Source organism: Pseudomonas sp. WC1 (assembly GCF_050586565.1).
GTDB lineage: Bacteria > Pseudomonadota > Gammaproteobacteria > Pseudomonadales > Pseudomonadaceae > Aquipseudomonas.
This window is the reverse complement of sequence record NZ_JBOBDQ010000006.1, coordinates 94,317-113,883: the sequence shown is the minus strand read 5'-3', so window position 1 is coordinate 113,883 and position 19,567 is coordinate 94,317. Positions and strand designations below refer to the sequence as shown.

Here is a 19,567-nt window from a genome sequence, read left to right as displayed (position 1 = left end):
CACGCCAAACAGCGCACCGTCTCTTCACAGGGGCCTCAGACCTTCACCAGGTCAGGCAGATCTTGCCGAAATGCCGGTTGCTCTCCTGATACCTGAACGCCTCGACCATCTGCTCCAGTTCGAAATGCTTGTCCACCACCGGCCGCAGGCCATTGGCGTCGATGGCGCGGACCATCGCCTGCTGCTGGGCGCGGCTGCCCACCAGCACGCCCTGCAGGCGGATCTGCCGTACCAGCGCCTGCACCAACGGCAACTGCCCGGCCACGCCGGTGAGAATGCCGATCAACGACACGTGGCCACCGATGCGCGCCGCGATCATCGACTGCTCCAGGGTGGCCGGGCCGCCGACTTCGATCACATGGTCCACGCCACGGCCGCCGGTGAGTTCACGGACCTTTTCGCCCCAGGCAGGCGTGGCCTTGTAGTTGATCAGGTGATCCGCGCCCAGTGCCTTGAGGCGCTCGAGCTTGGCATCGCTGGACGAGGTGGCAATCACCGTGGCGCCGGCCAGCTTGGCGAACTGCAGGGCAAAGATCGACACGCCACCGGTGCCCTGCACCAGCACGCTGTCACCGGGCTTGAGGTGATCGTCGCTCATCAAGGCGCGCCAGGCGGTGAGGCCGGCGGTGGTCAGCGTCGCCGACTCGGCATGGCTGTAACCTCTGGGGGCGAGGGTGAAGGCGGTGGCCCGGGCGGTTACCTGTTCACGGGCATAGCCGTCGATGCCGTCACCGGGCACGCTGGCGAAACCCTCGACCTGGGGCTGACCATCGAGCCAGTCAGGGAAGAAGGTGCTGACTACCGCATCGCCGACCTGGAACTCACTGACCCCTGCCCCTACCGCGACCACGTCACCGGCGCCGTCGGCCATCGGGATGCGCCGCTCGCTCGGCCCCCACATGCCACTGACCACGGCGAAGTCGTGGTAGTTGAGGGAGCTGGCGTGCAGGCGCACGGTGATCTCACCGGCCTTGGGCGCGGCGGTTTCGCAGGTGCCGACCTGGACCTTGTCGTAGCCGCCGCCGGGCAGGACGTAGAGGGCCTTGGTGCTCATGGGATGGGTCTCCATCGTGGGAAAAGGTGCAGTGCAGCTTAGACAGGTCTGGATGATCGCGGGGCAAGCCCGCTCCCACGATGTTAGGCACGTGGGAACGGGCTTGCCCCGCGACAGGGCCGTCAGCCGAGCAACGCCCTCAACGCCCGGCAATCGGCCGCGTGCCAGTCAGCCAGCTGCGGCCAGGGATTGTCCGGCAAGTTGACCAGCACGGTGCGGGTGCCCGCGGCCCGCCCGCAGTCGAGGTCGAAGCGGTAGTCACCGACCATCACCATTTCACCGGGGCTCACACCCCAAGCCTGGGCGATCTGCAACAACCCGTCCGGGCTGGGCTTGGGGGCCGCTTCGTCGCGACCGAGGATATGTGCAACCGGGAAGCAGTCAGCCAGGCCGATGGCCTCGAGGGTCACGTGGGCAAGCTCGCGGGCATTGCGCGTGAGAATGGCCAGCCGGCAGTCGCGTCGGGCCAGTTCGCGCACCAGCTCCACGGCGCCGTCGGCGGCCTGGGAGGCGATCGCCAGGTCGCGCTCATGCTCCAGCAGCCAGGCATGCTTGGCTGCCGCCTCCGCTGCCGGCAAGGCTGCCAGGTGGGTGAGTATGTCGTGCTCGGACGGGATATCGAGCGCTTCGCGGATGGCCGCGAAGTCATGCACGGCAACCGTCAGGGTGCCGTCCATGTCGAACACCCAGTGGCGAATGTCGCCCAGGCTCATGCCCAGTCCTTGCGATGGCGGATCAGGCCTTCCTGGGTCGAAGAGGCCACCAGTTGCCCGGCGCGGTTGAAGATGCTGCCCCGGCAGAAGCCACGGGCATTGCCGGCCCAGGGGCTGTCGGTGGCGTACAGCAGCCAGTCATCGGCACGCAGGTCACGGTGGAACCACAGCGAATGGTCGAGGCTGGCGATCTGCATGTCCTTCTGCCACACCGACTTGCCATGGGGCAGCAAGGATGTGGTGAGCAGGCCGAAGTCCGAGGCGTACGCCAGCAGGTACTTGTGCAGCGCCGGAATATCCGGGAGGTTGCCATCGGCACGGAACCAGGCGTACTTGACCGGGTCGCCGGGCTTGGGATTGAACGGGTCGCGCTCGGTGACCGGACGGATCTCGATGGGCTTGGCGCACAGCACCTTCTCGCGGATGCGCTCGGGCAGCTTGTCAGCCATGGCGCTGGCCAGCTCGACCTCGCTAGGCAGGTTCTCCGGGCCGACCACGTCGGGCATCGACGCCTGGTGCTCGAAGCCTTCTTCGTCGTACTGGAACGAGGCGCTGCAGGTGAAGATCGGCTGGCCCTTCTGGATCGCCGTGACCCGCCGGGTGCTGAAACTGCCGCCGTCACGCACGCGGTCCACCGAGTACACCACCGGCATGCTGGCATCACCCGGGCGCAGGAAGTAGCCATGCAGCGAATGCACATGGCGGGCGTCCTCGACCGTCTGGCTGGCCGCCGACAACGACTGGCCAAGCACCTGGCCACCGTACAGCTGGCGGAAGCCCAGGTCCTGGCTGCGTCCGCGGAACAGGTTCTCCTCGATGGACTCGAGGCTCAGCAAGTCGACCAGATCGTCGAGTACGTGGCTCATGGGGTTCTCCTGGCAAGGCAATACGGCGCGTTTATGCCGGCGAATGATACAGGGTTTTGCCGTTCGTCCCGTCGTACGAATGGCGAGCTATTCAGCCGCGCAGATTCTGTTGCCAGCGGGCGCGGTCGATGCGGTACAGCACATGAGGGCGCAGCGGATCGTTCGGCGGCAGGCGCGGGTGCTCGAAGCTGCCCTCGAGGTCCTGAACCATGCCGATGGCCTGCATCACCTTCTGCGACGGCAAATTGCCTTCGGTGGTGAACGACACCACCTCGTCCAGATGCAACTGGGCGAAGGCACAGCGCAGGCAAGCCCAGGCCGCCTCGCTGGCGAAACCCAGCCCCCAGTGCCGGCGGGCCAGGCGCCAGCCGATCTCTACCGCCGGGGCGAAGGGCGCGTCGAAGTTGACGTTGAGCAGCCCGGTCATGCCGATGAAGGCACCGCTGTCCTTGCGCTCCAATGCCCACAGGCCGAAGCCGTACTCGTTGAAATGACCGCGCACCCGGCCGATCAGCGCGGCCGCCTCGACCCGGGTCATCGGTGCGGGGAAGTAACGCATCACCTGTGGGTCGGCGCACAAGGCGGCGAACTCGCGCAGGTCGTCGTCCTGCCATTGGCGCAGCACCAGGCGCGGGCTTTCCAGTTCGAGGATGGGGGTCATCGGCGCGGCTCCAGAATCTTGGTCTGGCAGTTTACAGCGTAGGCCGCGTCCATCGTCCAGCCGATGCATTTTTCACATCGGCTTCACCGCTCCCCGACAGGCGCCTTCGCACAATGCCGGCACCCACCGCGGCCTTGGTCGACGCCGCACTGCCATCGGAGTGACGCATGCCCCCCAGCAACACCCTGCACAACCCGGCCATGCTGGCCCGCCCCGAACGCCGCCGCTCACGTACCGCGCTCGGCGCCGCCATCGGCCTGCTCCTGGTACTGGCTGGGACCAGCACCTGGCTAGCGACGAGGACGCACATCGTGAACCTTGGCAACGAGCAACAACTGAGTGACAGCGGCCTGCTGCAGGACTGGAAGGAAGGCGCGGTGATCGTGATGATCCGCCATGCCGAGCGCTGTGACAGCGCCCCAGGCCCCTGCCTGGACGATGCGACCGGCATAACCGTGGCCGGCAGCCAGGCGGCGCAGCGGGTCGGCCACGGCTTGCGGCAGCTGGGGCTGACCGGAGCCGATGTGCTCAGCAGCCCGAAGCTGCGTACCCGCCAGACCGCGCATTTCATCCTTGGCCAGGCCGTATCCAGCGAAGACTGGGTGGAGCGCTGCGACCGTCCGTTCCCCGCCGAGGCCATGGCCCACAAGCGGCCCGGGCACAACCTGGTACTGGTGACCCACAATGGCTGCATCGATCACTTCGCCCGCCAGCAGCATGTGCCGGGCGGCGAGCGTGAGAGCGGCTACGCCAGTGCGCTGTTCGTGTCGGTGGATGGCAATGGCAAGGCGCGGATTCTGGGGCGGATGAACGAGCCAGACTGGCAAAGGGTGCTGGCATCGGCAGGCCAATGAGCGCCACAAGATCACCGCAGCTCCGTGGGCTTGCCCCGCGATTGCGTTGGCGCCAGCGCCACCAATACTGGCAAGATCGGTGTTCGCCCCCAACGCGCCGACACCATGCCCCTGCCGCTGATCTACCACGACGACTACAGCCCCGAATTCCCGCCGGACCATCGCTTCCCGATGGACAAGTTCCGCCTGCTGCGCGATCACTTGGTAGACAGCGGCCTGACCACCGACGCCGCCCTGCTGCGCCCTGAAATCTGCCCCAACGACATCCTCGCCCTGGCCCATGACCGTGCCTATATCGAGCGCTACATGAACGGCGAACTGTCCCGCGAGGACCAGCGCCGCCTGGGCCTGCCCTGGAGCGAAGCCTTGGCCAGGCGCACCGTGCGCGCCGTGGGCGGTTCGCTGTTGGCCGCCGAGCAAGCGCTGCAACATGGCATCGCCTGCCACTTGGCCGGCGGCACCCATCACGCCCACTACGACCACCCGGCCGGCTTCTGCATCTTCAACGACCTGGCGGTGATCAGCCGCTACCTGCTGGAGGCCGGACGCGTACACCGGGTGCTGATATTCGACTGCGATGTGCACCAGGGCGACGGCACCGCGCGCATTCTCCACGACACGCCTGAGGCGATCACCGTGTCGCTGCACTGCGAGCAGAACTTCCCGGCGCGCAAGGCCCAGAGCGACTGGGACATCCCCCTGCCCCGCGGCATGCATGACAGCGCCTACCTCAAGGTGGTCGAGGATGCGCTGAACTACCTGCTGCCGTTGTACCAGCCAGACCTTGTGCTGTACGACGCTGGCGTCGATGTGCACAAGGACGACGCCCTGGGCTACCTGCAACTGACCGACGCAGGCCTCGCTGCCCGCGACGAGCATGTGCTGCGCCAGTGCCTGGGCCGCGACATCCCGGTGGTAGGGGTGATCGGTGGCGGCTACAGCAAGGACCGCCAAGCCCTGGCACGGCGCCATGGCATCCTCCACCACAGCGCGGCGCGGGTGCTCGGTTGTTCACAATGACTGTGGAACCGCCTGTGGATAACCTGCGAGAAAGGTGCTCCAGCCCTTTAACCGCCTGAGCTGCAAAGAGCTGATCATTTTTTGAGCAGTGTCGTGACAAGTCCGCTGAGGTAGAATATGCGGCCTTTTCCACAGCCCGTCGCCCGCCATGAACGATCCTCGCCCTGCCTCTCGCCCCCTTGTCGCCGTGATCGGTGGCGGCCCCGCCGGCCTGATGGCCGCCGAGACCCTGGCACGACGCGGGATGGCGGTGGAAGTCTTCGACGCGATGCCTTCGGTGGGGCGCAAGTTCCTGTTGGCCGGTGTCGGCGGCATGAACATCACCCATTCCGAGCCCTACCCGGCCTTCGTCGGCCGCTACGGTGAACGCCACGGCGAGATCGACACGCTACTGCGCGACTTCGACGCCGATGCCCTGCGTCAGTGGATTCACGGCCTGGGCATCGAAACCTTCGTCGGCACCTCGGGCCGCGTATTTCCCCGCGACATGAAGGCCGCGCCGCTGCTGCGGGCCTGGCTCAAGCGCCTGCGCGAGGCCGGGGTGGTTATCCACACCCGCCACCGTTGGCTGGGCTGGACCGACGCTGGTGCCTTGCGGATCAGTTATTCACAGGGCGAACGACAAGTGCAGGCAGACGCCGTGGTACTGGCGCTGGGTGGCGGTAGTTGGGCGCGCCTGGGTTCGGACGGCGCCTGGATGTCGCTGCTGGCTGAACGGGGTGTGGATATCTCAGCGCTGCAACCGAGCAACTGCGGCTTCGAAGTCGAAGGCTGGAGCACGCTGCTCAAGGACAAGTTCGCCGGTGCCCCGCTGAAGAACATTGCCTTGAGCGTCCCCGGCGCCGCGCCGCGCAAGGGCGAGTTCATCCTCACCGCTCAGGGAGTGGAAGGCAGCCTGGTGTATGCCTGGTCGGCGGCGCTGCGCGAGGCGATCAACCGCGACGGTCGGGCGACCCTGCTGCTGGACCTGCTGCCGGACCGGCCTGTGGACAAGATTGCCCAGGCCCTGGCCAGGCCGCGTGGATCGCGCTCGATGGCCAAGCATCTGCACGGTCAGCTGGGCATCGACGGGGTGAAAGCGGCGTTGCTGCGCGAACTGACCGACCAGGCGACCTTTGCCGACCCTGCGTGCCTGGCAGCGGCGATCAAGGCGCTGCCGATCGTGCTGGTGCGGACCCGGCCGCTGGACGAGGCGATCAGCAGTGCCGGCGGGGTGCAGTTCGAAGGGTTGGACGACGGACTGATGGTGCGCAACCTGCCCGGGGTGTTCTGCGCGGGGGAGATGCTGGATTGGGAAGCGCCGACGGGTGGGTACCTGCTAACGGCGTGCTTCGCTAGTGGGTTGCGGGCGGGAAATGCGGCAGCTGATTGGCTGACGCGCCTGACCTGAGGAATGCCGGGGCTGCTAGGCAGCCCCGAGGATCTCAAGGCTTGGGCTTGCGCGGCTTGCCACCGAACGCCGGTACCTTGCGCACCGCCTTGACCGCCGGCGCAGCAGCCCCCGCTCCCTCGCTGTCCATCCAGCGCCCCAGGCCTCGCTTGGCGCTGTTCTCCTTCGGCTTCTTGGGCTTCTTCGGTTTCTTCAGCACCTGGCCACTGGCATCGGTCACCGGCACCCGGTGATCGGGGATGAAATCCGGCTCCTCGTGCCGTGGCAACACCTGGCGGATCAGGGTCTCGATCGCGGCCAGCAATTGCACCTCGTCGGCACACACCAGCGAAATCGCCTCGCCCTTGTTCCCTGCGCGGCCGGTACGGCCGATGCGGTGCACGTAGTCTTCGGCGACGATTGGCAGGTCGAGGTTGACCACCAGCGGCAAGTCGTCGATGTCCAGGCCGCGAGCGGCCACATCGGTGGCCACCAATACCTGGATCTCACGGGCCTTGAAGCTGTCCAGGGCGCGCTGGCGAGTGGCCTGCGGACGGTCGCCGTGGATGCCGTCGGCATTCACCCCCTCGGCCAACAGGCGCTCGACCAGTTGATCGACACCGTTGCGAGTCTTGGCGAATACCAGCACCTGCTTCCAGCGCTGCTTGCGCATCAGGTGGATGAACAGGTCGGCCTTGCGCTTTTTATCCACAGGCACCAGCCACTGCTTGACCGTGCTCGCGGCGGCGTTGCGCGGGCTCACTTCGATGCTCAGCGGATCGTTCAGCGCCAGGCCCGCGAGCAGACGGATCTGCTCGGAGAAGGTGGCGGAGAACAGCAGCGTCTGGCGCTTGCGCGGCAACGCCGCGTACACCGACTGCAGTTCTTCGGCAAAACCCAGGTCGAGCATGCGGTCGGCTTCGTCGAGCACCAGGGTCTGCACCTGGTTGAACTTCACCGCGTTTTGGCGAAAGAGGTCGAGCAAGCGGCCTGGGGTCGCCACCAACAGGTCGACACCACGACGCAGGCGCATCATCTGCGGGTTGATGCTGACCCCGCCATACACCGCGTAGGTGCTCAGCGGCAGATTCTCGGCGTACTCGCGCACGTTGTTGTGCACCTGCTCGGCCAGCTCGCGGGTCGGCACCAGCACCAGCGCACGGATCGAGTTGCTGGCGACCTTCTCCCCTTCCAGGGCCAGGCGCTGCAGCACCGGCAGGGCGAAGCCGGCGGTCTTGCCGGTGCCGGTCTGGGCGGCGGCCATCAGGTCGCGACCGGCGAGCACGGCGGGGATGGCCTTGGCCTGGACCGGGGTGGGCGTGGTGTAGTCCAGCGTCTGCAAGGTGCGCAGCAGCGGTTCGATCAGGCCGAGTTGGGCGAAATTCATGGCAATACCGTCAGGGGGTTCAGCGAAGGCGGCAAGTTTACCGCAACGCCCTGCCCTACTTGCACATTTCGCCTTTCAGCGGCACCGGCTGCTGCGGCGCCTTGCGCCATTGCGGCAGGCCGATCAGCACCACCGCGCCAATGATCACCGCCATGGCCACGCACTCCTCGGCGCCGATCTGCTCGCCGGCGAAAACGATACCCAACAGCACCGCCACCGCCGGGTTGACGTAGGCGTAGCTGGTGGCCGCTGCCGGGCGCACGTGCTTGAGCAGGTACATGTAGGAACTGAACGCTAGGATCGAGCCGAAGAACACCAGATAGGCCAGCGCCCCCCAACCGGCGGCCGTGGGCATCTGGGTCAGCCGCTCGCCGCTCACGGCGCTGCCGATCAGCAAGGCGGCGCCGCCCACGAGCATTTCCGCGGCGCTGGCCATGGCGCCCTGGGGCAGCGGCAGGCTCTTGCTCCACACCGAACCGAAGGCCCAGGCCGCTGCGGCGAAAAGGATCAGCGCCGCGCCCATGGGGCTGGCCTGCAGGTTCGAGCCCAGGTTGAGCATGCCGATGCCGACGAGTCCAAGGGCGATCCCCGCCCATTCCAGGCGCGAGTTGCGATGGCCGAAGAACAGCCCGAACACCAGGGTGAACAGCGGCACCGTGGCTACCGCCAGCGCCGCCACGCCCGAGGCGACCCCGGCATGCTCGGCCAGGGTCACACCACCGTTGCCGCAACTGAGCAGGAGAAAGCCGATGGCGCCGGCCGCGCGCCACTGCGGCCAGGTCGGCGCTGGCGCGCCGCGCCAGCGCAGGAAGCCATACAGCAGGCTGCCGGCAATCACGAAACGCACGCCGGCCATCAGCATCGGCGGCCAGGACTCCACGCCGATTCGAATGAACAGGTAGGTCGAGCCCCACACCAGGTACAAGGCAAGGAAGGCTCCGATGAGCAACAGCGGGAAGCGGCGGGCGGTGGACATGGCAGGGCTCGAAATCCGTTTACGGGTGGATTAGTTTAGAAAGGCCCTCGCGCAAACTTAAGTTACAAAACACGTTTAAAATACCGAAACACTTTGCAATGCACGGTTATGCAGACGCTTCACCGTCGATTGCAAGGTCACCTGGAATCGCCATGGACAAGTACGATCGCATGCTTCTCGCCGCGCTGCTGGAAAACGGCCGGGCCACCTACGCGCAGCTGGCGCGCCAGGTCAATCTCTCCGCCCCGGCGGTGGCCGAGCGGGTGGCCAAGCTGGAGGCCAGCGGTGTTATCAGCGGCTACACGGCCAAGGTCGACCTGGAAAAGATCGGCCTGCCGATCCAGTGCGTGATGGAACTGCGCCTGGCCAGCCATGGCAACCAGCAGGCCTACGAGGCCTTGGAGAAGATCCCTGAGCTTACCGAGTGCCACCGGGTGACCGGTGACCCGTGCGTGATCATGCAAGCGGCCGTCACGTCCATGGGCGAGTTGGAGGCGCTGATCAACCGCGTGTCGCAGCTAGGCTTCACCAAGACCTCGATCATCCTGTCCAGCGCGGTGGCGCGAAGGGTGCCGCTGGGGCATCTGGGGGGCAATGGCAAAAAAACCTGAGCGCGGGTTCAGTGACGCAGCAACAGCCTGCCCTCGATCGGCACGTAGCGGCTTGCGGCGCGGATTACCGACAACGCCGTCAACCCCGGCACGCCGTACACGACGGTTTCCACGCCATGGCGTTGCATCGCCCGCTCCAGCAGCAGGTCGAAATCACCGTCGCCGGAGGCCAGCACTACCTGGTCAACTCGTGCCGCCGCCTCGATCACATCGAGGGTGATGCCCACGTCCCAGTCACCCTTGGCCGAACCGTCGGCACGTTGGATGAACGGCTTTAGGCGCACCTCGAAACCGAGGTTGCGCAGGATCTGCTGGAACTGTTGCTGCTTGCTGTCACCGCGGTCGATGGCATAGGCCACCGCCTCGACGATCTGCCCCTCGCGGCTGACCTCGGCCCACAGCGCGGCGTAGTTGAAATGGCAGCCATGGCCTTGGCGAACCGTGTAGTAGAGGTTCTGTACATCGGCGAACAGCGCGATTTTCTTCACCGGGAGCCTCTCTCTGGCAGTGGCAGGCAATCGCGGGGCATTCCCGCTCCCACGCTTCGACAGGAGCGGGATTGCCCCGCGATCAGACGCTGCAGTATGCCAGAGCCCTCAGACGTAGTCGTCGTCCGAGAAGAAGCCGCCATCATCGCCGCCGCTGTAGTCGGTATCGGCGAACCCGCCCTGGTCATTGCCCCAGCCACCGTTGTCGGCCACCTGGCGCTGACTGTCCTGATCGTTCCAGCCGCCAGCGTCGCTGGCCGGCGCCGGCTCTTCCTTGATCACCTCGACGATTTCTTCAGGCTGCGAGTTGTGGTTGAACAGGCTGCTGATACCTTGAGCCAGCAGCACACCACCAGCCACCCCCGCAGCAGTCTGCATTGCCCCGCCGAGGAAGCTGCTGGCACCGCTGCGCGCCGGAGTAGGCGCCGCACCGAAACCCTGTTGTGGTGGTGGCGGGGTATAAGCCTGCGGCGCCGGCTCACGCCAGCCCCCTGTGGAAGTCGAAGCCGGAGCAACCGGCCGCTGCGGCTCCGGGTTGCGCGCTCCCGCACCGAAGATGCTGGAAAGAAAACCGCCGCCGCTGCCACTGGGGCGGCTTGCCTCCAGTTGCGCCCGCGCTTGCTTGAGCTCGGCCTCGAGCTGCTTGTTCTGCTCGTCCAGGCGCTTGATCGCCGCTTCCTGCACCAGGATCGCCTGGGCCATGTAGTAAGGCGCCGCCGGCTGCTGGCGCAGGTGCTCCTCGATGCGCGCCTGGGCCTGGGCATCGCGCGGCTGGGCCGGGTCTTCGGCTTGCTTGAGACGGCCGAACAGGCCATCGATCAGGGTTTGTTCTTCAGTGTTCATCGGGGCAACCTCGTGCGCTGAACAGGGCATCGGACAGCGTCAAAGATGGGGGGCCGGGCGCGGCGATTCAATTGCGCTGGCCATGAAACTTTTTTCAGCAAGCGGGCGGTCTGGGCTAAAGTTACGCCCTGCTTTTTCCGCCATGCGATGTTGACCGATGAATCCGTTGAGCGTTCTGCGCGACTCCCTGTACTTCTTCCGCCGTCACCTGACGGGCATCCTCCAGCTGTGCCTGCCGTTGGTGGTACTCGAGGCCCTCGGCACCCAGCTGCTCTACAACCAGCTGGGCGAACAGGCCTCGCCGGCCTACGGCATGCTGGTCAGCCTGCTGTTCTATCCGCTGTACAGCGCCGCGCTGATCCTCTACCTCGACACCCGCAGCAATGGCCAGGCCATCGCCAAGCGCGACCTGTTCGCCCGCGCCCTGCAGCTGTGGCCGATGTTGGCCCTGCTGATCGTGATCAGCTCGCTGCTGATCATGGCGGGCCTGGCGCTGTTCATCTTCCCCGGCGTGTGGATCATGGTGAACCTGGTGTTCGCCGAGTACCTGCTGGTGCTGCGCGGCCTGCCGGTGATCGAGGCGATGCGCACCAGCGCGCGCATGACCACCGGGCACTTCCTGCGCATCATGGTGTGCATGCTCTCGGTACTGGCGCCGCTGTGGCTGATCGACGGCCTGCTGCTGCAGCTGTTCCCCGAGCCACAGGCCGGCGTGCAACTGGCATTGGACAGCCTCAGCGGCTTCCTGCAGCTGTTCAGCACCGTGGTGCTGTACAGGTTGTTCATGCTACTGGAGAGTGAGGCGGGCGCAGCCACCTGATCGCGCGCGCTCAGGCTTTCCTCGGCTTGGCCCGCGCCGTAGCCTCGGCCACCAGCGGGTCTTCCGGCCAGTAGTGCTTGGGATAGCGCCCTTTCAGGTCCTTCTTCACCTCGGCATAGGTGGTGCGCCAGAAGTTGGCCAGGTCCTGGGTCACTTGCACAGGCCGACGTGCTGGCGACAACAGGTGCAGCTTGACCTGCTGCCGCCCATTGGCGATGCGTGGAGTGTCGGCCAGGCCAAACAGCTCCTGCAGGCGCACGGCCAGGATCGGTGGTTGCTCGCTGTAGTCCAGGCGGATGCTTGAGCCCGAAGGCACGGCCAGGTGCGACGGTGCGAGCTCGTCCAGGCGCTGGGGCAGCGGCCAGGGCAGCAGGTTGCGCAGGATCGAGGCCAGATCCAGGTTGGAAAAATGGCTCAGCCGCGACACCTTGCCGAGGTAGGGTTGCAACCAGTCTTCCAGGCTGGCCAGCAAGGCATCGTCACCCAGGTCTGGCCATTCGCTCTGGTTGTCCTTTTCCAGGTCGAGCTGGCGCAGCAGCGCGACACGGGCCTGCCACTGGCGCAGTTCCGGGGTCCAGGTCAGCAGGTTCAAGCCTTTGCGCCGTACCAGGCCGAGCAACGCCTTGGCCCGCGCCTCGTCGTCCAGCCCAGGCAACGGTTCACGGCTGAGCACCAGCTCGCCGACCTTGCGCTGGCGCTCGGCGCGCAACACCTGCTCGCGTTCGTCCCAGTCGAGCAGGTCGAGCTGCTCCACCTGCTCGGCCAACACTCCGTCGAACAGCGACGGGTCGAACTCGGCAGCCAGGTAGATGCGCTCCTCGCGTTGCCCCTGACGGCTGCCCAGGTCGGCGATCACCAGCCACGGGCTTTTCATCAGCACATCGGCTTCGGCGAACAATGCCGCGCGGCCATTGGCCAGGCGATACTCGGCGCCGCTGTCGCGACGTTGTTGCGCCACCCGGTCGGGATAGGCCAGCGCCAGCACCGCGCCCAACCAGCGAGGATGATCGGGGTCGGCGACCGGGCTGCGTGGTTTGCCGCGCAGCTGGCCGCGGTACTGCCGGGCCAACTGACGGGCGCGCTGCACGCCGCCCTGCCCGCCTCGCGAGGCCCGGCTCTCACCGCTGAGCAAAGCCAACCGGCTATGCAGGTCGGCACCGCCGCCGCGCATGATGTCGCGCTCGCCCAACAACGCGGCGACATCGCACGCCAGGTCGGCCAACCCAAGATCCTGGCCGCGCAGCAGCAGGTGGGCGATACGCGGATGCGCAGGCAGCTCGGCCATGGCCTGACCATGGGCGCTCAGGTTGTCGCGACAACCCGGCTTGAAGGCGCCGAGCCGGGCCAGCAGGTCCTGAGCTTGCGCGAAGGCGGCCGCTGGCGGTTGGTCAAGCCAGCTAAGCTGCTCCGGCGGCACACCCCAGCGCGCCAACTGCAGGGCCAGCCCGGCCAGGTCGGCCTGGAGGATTTCGGCGCTGCCATGGGCCGCCAGTTGGTCATGTTGCGCCTCGGACCACAGCCGATAGCACACGCCAGGCTCGAGGCGCCCGGCACGCCCGGCGCGCTGGGTAGCGCTGGCGCGGGAGATGCGCTGGGTGTCCAGGCGGGTCATGCCGCTGCCGGGGTCGAAGCGCGGCACCCGCGCCAGCCCGGCGTCGATCACCACGCGCACACCGTCGATGGTCAGGCTGGTCTCCGCGATATTGGTGGCCAGCACCACCTTGCGCTGGCCCTTGGGCGCCGGCTCGATGGCGGCGCGCTGGGCACTCAGCTCAAGCTCACCGTGCAGCGGGCAGAGCAGGATCTCCGGACGCTCGCCCACAGCCTCCTGCAGAGCCTGGTGCACGCGGCGGATCTCGGCCTGTCCGGGGAGGAACACCAACAGGCTGCCGGATTCATCGGCCAGGGCCTGGAGCACGCAGTCGACCACGCGCGGCTCGACGAACTCGCCAGGCTGGAACGGCCGGCCCCAGCGGATATCCACCGGGTGCATGCGCCCCTGGCTGCTGATGATCGGTGCATCGTCGAGCAGGCGCGACAGGCGCTCGCCCTCCAAGGTTGCCGACATCAGCAGGACCTTCAGCGGCGGCTGGTCACGCAGCAACGCCCGGCCGTTGAGGCTCAGGGCCAGGGCCAGGTCGGCATCCAGGCTGCGCTCGTGGAACTCGTCGAAGATCACCAGGCCCACGCCTTCAAGCGCAGGATCGCTTTGCAGGCGGCGGGTGAGGATGCCTTCAGTGACCACTTCGATACGCGTATTCGGGCCGACCTTGCTGTCCAGGCGGATGCGATAGCCCACGGTCTCGCCGACCTTCTCGCCCAGTTCACTGGCCAGGCGTTCGGCGGCGGCGCGGGCGGCCAGGCGCCGCGGCTCGAGCATGAGGATGGTCTGCCCGGCCAGCCAGTGCTCGTCGAGCAGCGCCAGCGGTACGCGGGTGGTCTTGCCGGCGCCGGGGGGCGCCTCGAGCACCGCTTCGTCACGTTTGGCCAGGGCTTGGCGCAGGTCGGACAATACGGCATCGATCGGTAATGAAATCATGGTGGTCCTCGAACAATCGTCCGAGTATAACGGCGAACCGAGGCTGCCCTATCATGGTCTTAACCTCAGGCGCCGGCGATTGCCGCGCCCTTGATCGTCGTTACCTTCCGGAGATTCACATGCGCATCCCTTCCCGCGTCATCGGTGGCGCCCTCATCGCCACCCTGCTGACCCAGCTGACGGCCTGCGGCACCCTGTTCTACCCTGACCGTCGCGGCCAGATCGAAGGCAAGATCGACCCTGTGGTCGCGGCCATGGACGCCATTGGTATTCTCTTCTACGTGCTCCCCGGCCTGATCGCCTTCGGCATCGACTTCGCCACTGGCGCCATCTACTACCCCGGCGGCAAGAGCGCGCAGATCGACCCGGCCAAGCTCAAGCCGGCGGTCAATGCCGATGGCCAGGTCGACAGGACCAAGCTGCAGGCTATCCTGGAGAGCGAACTGGGCCAGCGCCTGCCATTGAACGACCCACGGCTGATCCAGCACCGTGGCAGTGTCGAGCAACTGGCCAGCTACGGCCTGGTGCCTGCCGCCTGATCTGACCACGGACGATCCTCTGCGCATGACCGCCACCGCCGAACACCAACGCTTGCTGCGCCTGGCCACCCGCGCCTCGCTGAGCGTCGCCTGCATCCTGGTGCTGAGCAAGGCCGTGGCCTGGTGGCTGAGCGGCTCGGTCAGCCTGCTGGCCGGGCTGACCGACTCGGCGCTGGATGCCGCCGCCTCCTTTCTCAACCTGCTGGCCGTTCACTACGCCTTGCGCCCCGCCGACGACGACCACCGTTTCGGCCATGGCAAGGCCGAAGCCCTGGCCGGCATGGCCCAAGCACTGTTCATCGGGGTCAGCGCGGTGCTGATCGGGGTGCAGGCGGTTGATCGGCTGAAGTCGCCGGAGCCTTTGGGCGACACTGCCGCCGGCATCGTGGTGATGCTGCTGTCGCTGGTACTGACCCTCGCATTGCTGGCATTCCAGCGCAAAGTCATCCGCGCGACCGGCTCCACGGCCGTGCGCGCCGACTCGCTGCACTACCGATCCGACCTGCTGCTCAACGCCAGCATCCTCCTGGCGCTGCTGCTGGCCCGCTTCGGCTGGCCACAGCTCGATGCCCTGTTTGGCTTGGGTATCGCCCTGTACATCCTGTGGAGTGCGCTGCAGATCGCCCGCGAGAGCACGGCGATCCTGATGGACAAGGAACTGCCGACCGATATCGGCGAGCGCATGCTCGAAGTGGTGCTGGCGATTCCCGGGGTGAAGGGGGTGCATGACCTGCGCACACGGGTGTCCGGCAGCCAGTGGTTCGTACAACTGCATCTGGAACTGCCCGGCGAAATGCCGCTGCATGCCGCCCATGAGCTGTGCGTGCAGGCTTCGCAGGTCATTCGCCAGCGCTATCCGCGGGCCGATGTGATGGTTCACGCCGACCCGGTGTAGCCCGCACTCGCAATTGCCTTGTCAATTGACGCTGTAGCCGCGCCCACTCAGGCACGCCCCCAATGCCCGCCTATAGTTGTCCGCCACATTGGCCGGAGGCGCATAGGTCGCCGTCGCCGGATCGAACCCCGACTGACTCACCGCCCAGCGGTGGCACTGGTAGCGGTCCTGCTCCTGCTGCTCCGGCCCCTGGCCGTACATCGGGTAGGCGATCACATCATAGCCACTGCCCTGCTGCTGCGGTGCAGGCGCAACGCTGGGCGGGTTGACCACCACGTACTCGCGGCTGTCGGCGAGGTACTGGTAGTAGGTGTCGGCCACCAGGAAGAACAACGCACCGCTCAACCACACCTCGCGGGCATAGGGCGGCAGATAGCCGACCCGCACACCGTAAGGCGGCGTGACCACCACGTAGCCGCCGCCATGCGGCCGATACCAATAACCGCCAGAGTAGAAGTAATCCTGGCCACGGTACGGCACTTTCCAGTAGCGGTCCGGGAAGCGATCGACAGTGTGCCCGGGGTGATACTGCGGCCCTGGCCCCCAGCCATTGCCATGACCATCAGGCCGTCCCGACCAATTGCCGCCCGGGCGCTGACCCGGACCGCCCGCCTCCCAGTGACGGTTGTCACCGTAACGACGGGGAATATCCTGGTAGTAGCCCTGACGTGGCGGTTGCGTCTGGCGCACTTCGTCACGTGAGTTGAGCGGCGATCCACGCCGTTCGCCACCGCCCTGCTCCTGCTGGCCGCCATGACCGTCATGCCCTTCTCCAGGCTCTTCGGCCAAGGCGCCCAGGCTGATGCCCAGGCCCAGCAAACCAACACCTGCCAACCGCCAGATGCGCGAACTCATGTTGTTCCTCTCGATGATAACGCCCGCCTTTACCGTTCGCAGTCTACTGCGCAGACCGCGACCGGCAGATGAAATAGCCGACAGCCTAGCGCGCCAGCAAGCCACGCAGCAGCAACTCCAGGGCGACCAAGGCCTGGCCGAGGCGGATATCGCCGTCCTCTGCCTGGGCGATCCAGACCGCCGCCTCCGACAAACTGCCATGTACCAGCGCCGCCAACGCCCAGGGATCGGCCTCGGCAACCACACCCTGCTGGACCAGCCCACTCAACATCCGCTGTAGCGATGCAATGCAATGCTGCTGCGCCTCGGGGGTCACCGCACCCAGCACGGCGCGCGCGTCACGCAGGACAATGCGCTGGATCTCCGGCTCGCGGGCCATGCGCAGGTAGGCCTCGCAACGTTGGCAGAAGCCTTGCCAGGGGTCATCGCAGGATGCGGAGATGGCCAGAAGACGTGCATCCATCTCACCATCGATCTGTGCCACCACGGCCGCCAGCAGGCCCTGCTTGTCGCCGAAATGGTGGTAGAGCGCGCCTCGGGTAAGCCCGGCGCGAGCGGTCAGGTCATCCATGGACGCCTGTGCGTAGCCTTGTTCGCTGAAGACCTGGCGGGCCATTGCCAGCAAGGCGGCGCGGGTTTCTTCCATCTCGGCGCGGGTGCGACGAACCATGGCCTCTCCTTTACGTACAATTCGTATGAATATTTACATTCAGCTCGTATGAATATTTAATCATACGCACTGTACGTATTATCCACGCCCCGCCTTGCCGCCAGCAAGCGGGCCGCCTCACGGAGCAAGCGACATGCCCAACCCTTATGCACACTTGTTCGTCCCGACCGGCACCCTCGGGTTCACCTTGGCCGGCCTGCTGGCCCGCCTGCCGTTGCCCATGACCGGTATCGGCATCATCACGCTGGTGGCGCAATGGCGCGGCAGCTATGCCTTGGCCGGAGCGGTGTCGGCCTGCTTCGTGCTCACCTATGCCCTGTTGTCGCCACAGGTATCACGCCTGGTGGATCGCCTGGGCCAGCGCCGCGTGCTGCCGCCGGCCAGCCTGCTGAGCGTGCTCGGGCTGCTGCTGATGGCTGCCTGCGCCTGGTGGCGCAGTGCCGACTGGCTGCTGTTCGTCGCCGCCCTGCTGGCCGGCTGCATGCCGAGCATGTCGGCTATGGTCCGGGCGCGCTGGACCCAGCTGTACCGCGGCCAGCCGCGACTGCAGACTGCCTACTCGCTGGAAACCGTACTCGATGAAGCCAGCTTCATTGCCGGCCCACCGCTGGCCGTCGGGCTCAGCGTGGCGCTGTGGCCCCAGACCGGGTTGCTGGCCGCTGCCGCGTTACTGCTGCTGGGTACCCTGGCGTTGACCCTGCAGACCGGCAGCGAACCATCGGTGGTCCGTGCCGAAACCTCGTCCAGACGTGACCTGCCGGCATGGCGATGCGCAGGGGTGCCGCAGCTGACGCTGCTGATGGTGGCAATGGGCATGATCGTCGGCACCGTGGACATCGTCAGCGTCGCCTTCGCCGGCGAGCAAGGGCAACCGGCTGCCGCCAGCCTGGTGTTGTCGGCCTATGCCGTGGGCTCCTGCGTTTCCGGGCTGCTGTTCGGCACCCTGCGCTGGCGGATGTCGCTGCCCCGCCAGTTGCTGGTCGGCGCACTGGCCACCACCCTCAGCACCCTGCCGCTGCTCCTGGTCGGCAATATCGCCCTGCTCGCGGCGGCAGTGTTACTGGCCGGAGTGTTCTTCGCCCCGACCATGATCGTGGCCATGGCCCTGGTCGAGCGCCGCGTGCCGGAGCGCCAGCTGACCGAGGGCCTGACCTGGCTGCTCGCCGGGCTGAATGTCGGCGTGGCTATCGGCGCGGCCGGCGCCGGTCAATGGGTGGACGCCACGACAGCACGTAGCGGCTTCATGATTGCCGTGATCGGCGGCTTGCTGGTGCTGCTGGCGGCGCTCGCCATGGCGGGTCGTCGCCAGGCCAGGCCTGTGCAATCTTCAGCACAATAAAAAAGGGAGGCCTTACGGCCTCCCTTCGGGAATTGTCGTCCGTGCTCGGCACTTGTGGCACCGGCTCACCTCGCGCCGTCTTCTGGACAGTGCGTAGCCCGGGGGCCTGGCGGATCCTGTTGGATGGCTGGCCGCGACCGCCCGCCTAGGGCGCGTCGCCGTGGACTGATGTCCGGGCAGTGATTCTGGTGATAAAGATAGGGCAGACGCTGGGGCAGAGGATTGCGAAGATTGCTCTGATAAATACCGCTTGCGCAATTTTTCACTCAGGATCGATAATTCGCCGCAATCTGAACAGAAAAGGTCCTTTCCATGAGCAAGCTCGACCGCTACGACCTGAGCATCCTCGCCGAATTGCAGCGCGATGCGCGCATCTCCAACCAGGAACTGGCCGAACGCATCGGCTTGTCGCCGTCCCCCTGCTCGCGCCGGGTCAAGCAGCTCGAGGACGACGGCTACATCTCGCGCCAGGTGGCCCTGCTGGATCGCAAGAAACTCGGCCTGAGCCTTACAGCCTATGTGCTGATCGGCATGGACCGGCACACCCCTGAACGCTTCGAAACCTTCGAGGCGGCGATCCGCAGCCTGCCCCAGGTCCTCGAATGCAGCCTGGTCACCGGGATGGACGCCGACTACCAGCTCAAGGTGGTGGTGCCGGACATGGACCATTACCAGAAACTGCTGCTGGGCAGCCTGACCCGTATCGAAGGAGTGACCAGCGTGCGCTCGAGCTTCGTGCTCAACCAGGTGCTGGCCAGCACCGAGCTGCCATTGACCCACCTGCGTTGAATCCCTGCGCGCCCGGCGTATGATCGGGCTTTGCGCTTGCCTGGAGTGAACCGATGGATCCCGCCGTATTCGAAGAGTGGATGATGATCATCCTCGTCACCGTGCTGATCGCCTTCATGGGCTTCATCGTCTGGGACCTGGCGAAGAAGTCCAAGGCGGGGCGCTTTGGCACGCTGATCCTGTTCTTTGTGCTGGGCCTTGGCGTGCTGGCGTTCATTATCAAGAGCGTGGTCGTGGGGTTTCTGGAAGGGGTCTGACGACCCCAACGCCGGGGCGGCG

General features: G+C 66.4%; 21 protein-coding genes. 10 read left to right on the top strand and 11 right to left on the bottom strand.

Translation table 11 applies throughout. The features are described from left to right. Positions 1-43: 43 nt before the first annotated feature. From ACQ4OD_RS04560 to ACQ4OD_RS04545, 4 genes are all read right to left on the bottom strand, one after another. Complete coding sequence (locus ACQ4OD_RS04560; RefSeq protein ID WP_139668347.1) at positions 44-1,054, bottom strand: zinc-dependent alcohol dehydrogenase family protein; 1,011 nt, start codon at positions 1,052-1,054, stop codon at positions 44-46. A gap of 122 nt (positions 1,055-1,176) precedes the next feature. After that, a complete protein-coding gene (locus ACQ4OD_RS04555) occupies positions 1,177-1,767 on the bottom strand; it encodes an HAD family hydrolase (protein WP_198754785.1) in 591 nt (196 codons plus the stop codon). Next, positions 1,764-2,633, bottom strand: a complete 870-nt coding sequence (tesB, locus tag ACQ4OD_RS04550; RefSeq protein WP_110703148.1) for an acyl-CoA thioesterase II — start codon at positions 2,631-2,633, stop codon at positions 1,764-1,766. The genes ACQ4OD_RS04555 and tesB overlap by 4 nt, the downstream gene beginning before the upstream one ends. A 91-nt stretch (positions 2,634-2,724) precedes the next feature. Next, the gene (locus tag ACQ4OD_RS04545) at positions 2,725-3,294 is read right to left on the bottom strand and encodes a GNAT family N-acetyltransferase (RefSeq protein ID WP_139668342.1); all 570 of its coding nucleotides are present in this window, start codon (positions 3,292-3,294) and stop codon (positions 2,725-2,727) included. Between the two features lie 167 nt (positions 3,295-3,461). On the opposite strand from ACQ4OD_RS04545, the gene ACQ4OD_RS04540 reads away from it, so the two are divergent. The 3 genes from ACQ4OD_RS04540 to ACQ4OD_RS04530 all read left to right on the top strand — a co-directional run bounded on the left by ACQ4OD_RS04540 (position 3,462) and on the right by ACQ4OD_RS04530 (position 6,558). After that, complete coding sequence (locus tag ACQ4OD_RS04540; RefSeq protein ID WP_198754783.1) at positions 3,462-4,148, top strand: histidine phosphatase family protein; 687 nt, start codon at positions 3,462-3,464, stop codon at positions 4,146-4,148. A gap of 105 nt (positions 4,149-4,253) precedes the next feature. Further along, positions 4,254-5,168, top strand: a complete 915-nt coding sequence (locus ACQ4OD_RS04535) for a histone deacetylase family protein (RefSeq protein ID WP_139668338.1) — start codon at positions 4,254-4,256, stop codon at positions 5,166-5,168. Positions 5,169-5,316: 148 nt separating this feature from the next. Further along, on the top strand, positions 5,317-6,558 hold the full coding sequence (locus ACQ4OD_RS04530; protein ID WP_430943940.1) for a TIGR03862 family flavoprotein: 1,242 nt from the start codon (positions 5,317-5,319) through the stop codon (positions 6,556-6,558). Between the two features lie 34 nt (positions 6,559-6,592). Here the strand turns inward: ACQ4OD_RS04530 and ACQ4OD_RS04525 are convergent, their stop codons facing one another. Further along, positions 6,593-7,924: a DEAD/DEAH box helicase gene (locus ACQ4OD_RS04525; RefSeq protein ID WP_102684159.1), complete on the bottom strand. Its 1,332-nt coding sequence runs from the start codon at positions 7,922-7,924 to the stop codon at positions 6,593-6,595. 55 nt (positions 7,925-7,979) lie between these two features. Continuing rightward, positions 7,980-8,900, bottom strand: coding sequence for a drug/metabolite exporter YedA (yedA, locus tag ACQ4OD_RS04520; protein WP_102684160.1), 921 nt, complete (start codon positions 8,898-8,900; stop codon positions 7,980-7,982). Between the two features lie 152 nt (positions 8,901-9,052). On the opposite strand from yedA, the gene ACQ4OD_RS04515 reads away from it, so the two are divergent. Next, a complete protein-coding gene (locus tag ACQ4OD_RS04515) occupies positions 9,053-9,511 on the top strand; it encodes an Lrp/AsnC family transcriptional regulator (protein WP_023631363.1) in 459 nt (152 codons plus the stop codon). A gap of 8 nt (positions 9,512-9,519) precedes the next feature. On the opposite strand, the gene ACQ4OD_RS04510 is transcribed toward ACQ4OD_RS04515, so the two are convergent. Together ACQ4OD_RS04510 and ACQ4OD_RS04505 are read right to left on the bottom strand one after the other, a co-directional pair. After that, the gene (locus ACQ4OD_RS04510; protein ID WP_139668332.1) at positions 9,520-9,999 is read right to left on the bottom strand and encodes an NYN domain-containing protein; all 480 of its coding nucleotides are present in this window, start codon (positions 9,997-9,999) and stop codon (positions 9,520-9,522) included. A 108-nt stretch (positions 10,000-10,107) separates the two neighbouring features. Beyond that, a complete protein-coding gene (locus ACQ4OD_RS04505; protein ID WP_430943939.1) occupies positions 10,108-10,842 on the bottom strand; it encodes a DUF2076 domain-containing protein in 735 nt (244 codons plus the stop codon). 157 nt (positions 10,843-10,999) lie between these two features. Between ACQ4OD_RS04505 and ACQ4OD_RS04500 the strand changes: the two genes are divergently transcribed. Continuing rightward, a complete protein-coding gene (locus ACQ4OD_RS04500) occupies positions 11,000-11,662 on the top strand; it encodes a YciC family protein (RefSeq protein WP_110703165.1) in 663 nt (220 codons plus the stop codon). Positions 11,663-11,672: 10 nt separating this feature from the next. Here the strand turns inward: ACQ4OD_RS04500 and hrpB are convergent, their stop codons facing one another. Continuing rightward, a complete protein-coding gene (hrpB, locus tag ACQ4OD_RS04495) occupies positions 11,673-14,201 on the bottom strand; it encodes an ATP-dependent helicase HrpB (protein WP_430943938.1) in 2,529 nt (842 codons plus the stop codon). Positions 14,202-14,320: 119 nt separating this feature from the next. Here hrpB and ACQ4OD_RS04490 point away from each other — a divergent pair, with 119 nt between their 5' ends. Continuing rightward, positions 14,321-14,740 carry a polyribonucleotide nucleotidyltransferase gene (locus ACQ4OD_RS04490; RefSeq protein WP_102684164.1) on the top strand — a complete coding sequence of 140 codons (420 nt, stop codon included), beginning with the start codon at positions 14,321-14,323 and terminating at the stop codon, positions 14,738-14,740. A 25-nt stretch (positions 14,741-14,765) separates the two neighbouring features. After that, positions 14,766-15,635: a cation diffusion facilitator family transporter gene (locus ACQ4OD_RS04485; RefSeq protein ID WP_139668326.1), complete on the top strand. Its 870-nt coding sequence runs from the start codon at positions 14,766-14,768 to the stop codon at positions 15,633-15,635. A 21-nt stretch (positions 15,636-15,656) separates the two neighbouring features. Here ACQ4OD_RS04485 and ACQ4OD_RS04480 read toward each other — a convergent pair whose 3' ends face one another. Together ACQ4OD_RS04480 and ACQ4OD_RS04475 are read right to left on the bottom strand one after the other, a co-directional pair. Continuing rightward, positions 15,657-16,490, bottom strand: coding sequence for a DUF6515 family protein (locus tag ACQ4OD_RS04480; protein ID WP_139668324.1), 834 nt, complete (start codon positions 16,488-16,490; stop codon positions 15,657-15,659). Between the two features lie 85 nt (positions 16,491-16,575). Further along, positions 16,576-17,160 carry a TetR/AcrR family transcriptional regulator gene (locus ACQ4OD_RS04475; protein ID WP_198754777.1) on the bottom strand — a complete coding sequence of 195 codons (585 nt, stop codon included), beginning with the start codon at positions 17,158-17,160 and terminating at the stop codon, positions 16,576-16,578. 133 nt (positions 17,161-17,293) lie between these two features. Between ACQ4OD_RS04475 and ACQ4OD_RS04470 the strand changes: the two genes are divergently transcribed. The 3 genes from ACQ4OD_RS04470 to ACQ4OD_RS04460 all read left to right on the top strand — a co-directional run bounded on the left by ACQ4OD_RS04470 (position 17,294) and on the right by ACQ4OD_RS04460 (position 19,545). Further along, on the top strand, positions 17,294-18,499 hold the full coding sequence (locus tag ACQ4OD_RS04470) for an MFS transporter (RefSeq protein ID WP_430943937.1): 1,206 nt from the start codon (positions 17,294-17,296) through the stop codon (positions 18,497-18,499). 312 nt (positions 18,500-18,811) lie between these two features. After that, positions 18,812-19,288, top strand: coding sequence for an Lrp/AsnC family transcriptional regulator (locus tag ACQ4OD_RS04465; RefSeq protein ID WP_011535815.1), 477 nt, complete (start codon positions 18,812-18,814; stop codon positions 19,286-19,288). Positions 19,289-19,341: 53 nt separating this feature from the next. Next, positions 19,342-19,545, top strand: coding sequence for a DUF2788 domain-containing protein (locus ACQ4OD_RS04460; protein ID WP_023631482.1), 204 nt, complete (start codon positions 19,342-19,344; stop codon positions 19,543-19,545). The last annotated feature ends 22 nt before the right edge of the window (positions 19,546-19,567 follow it).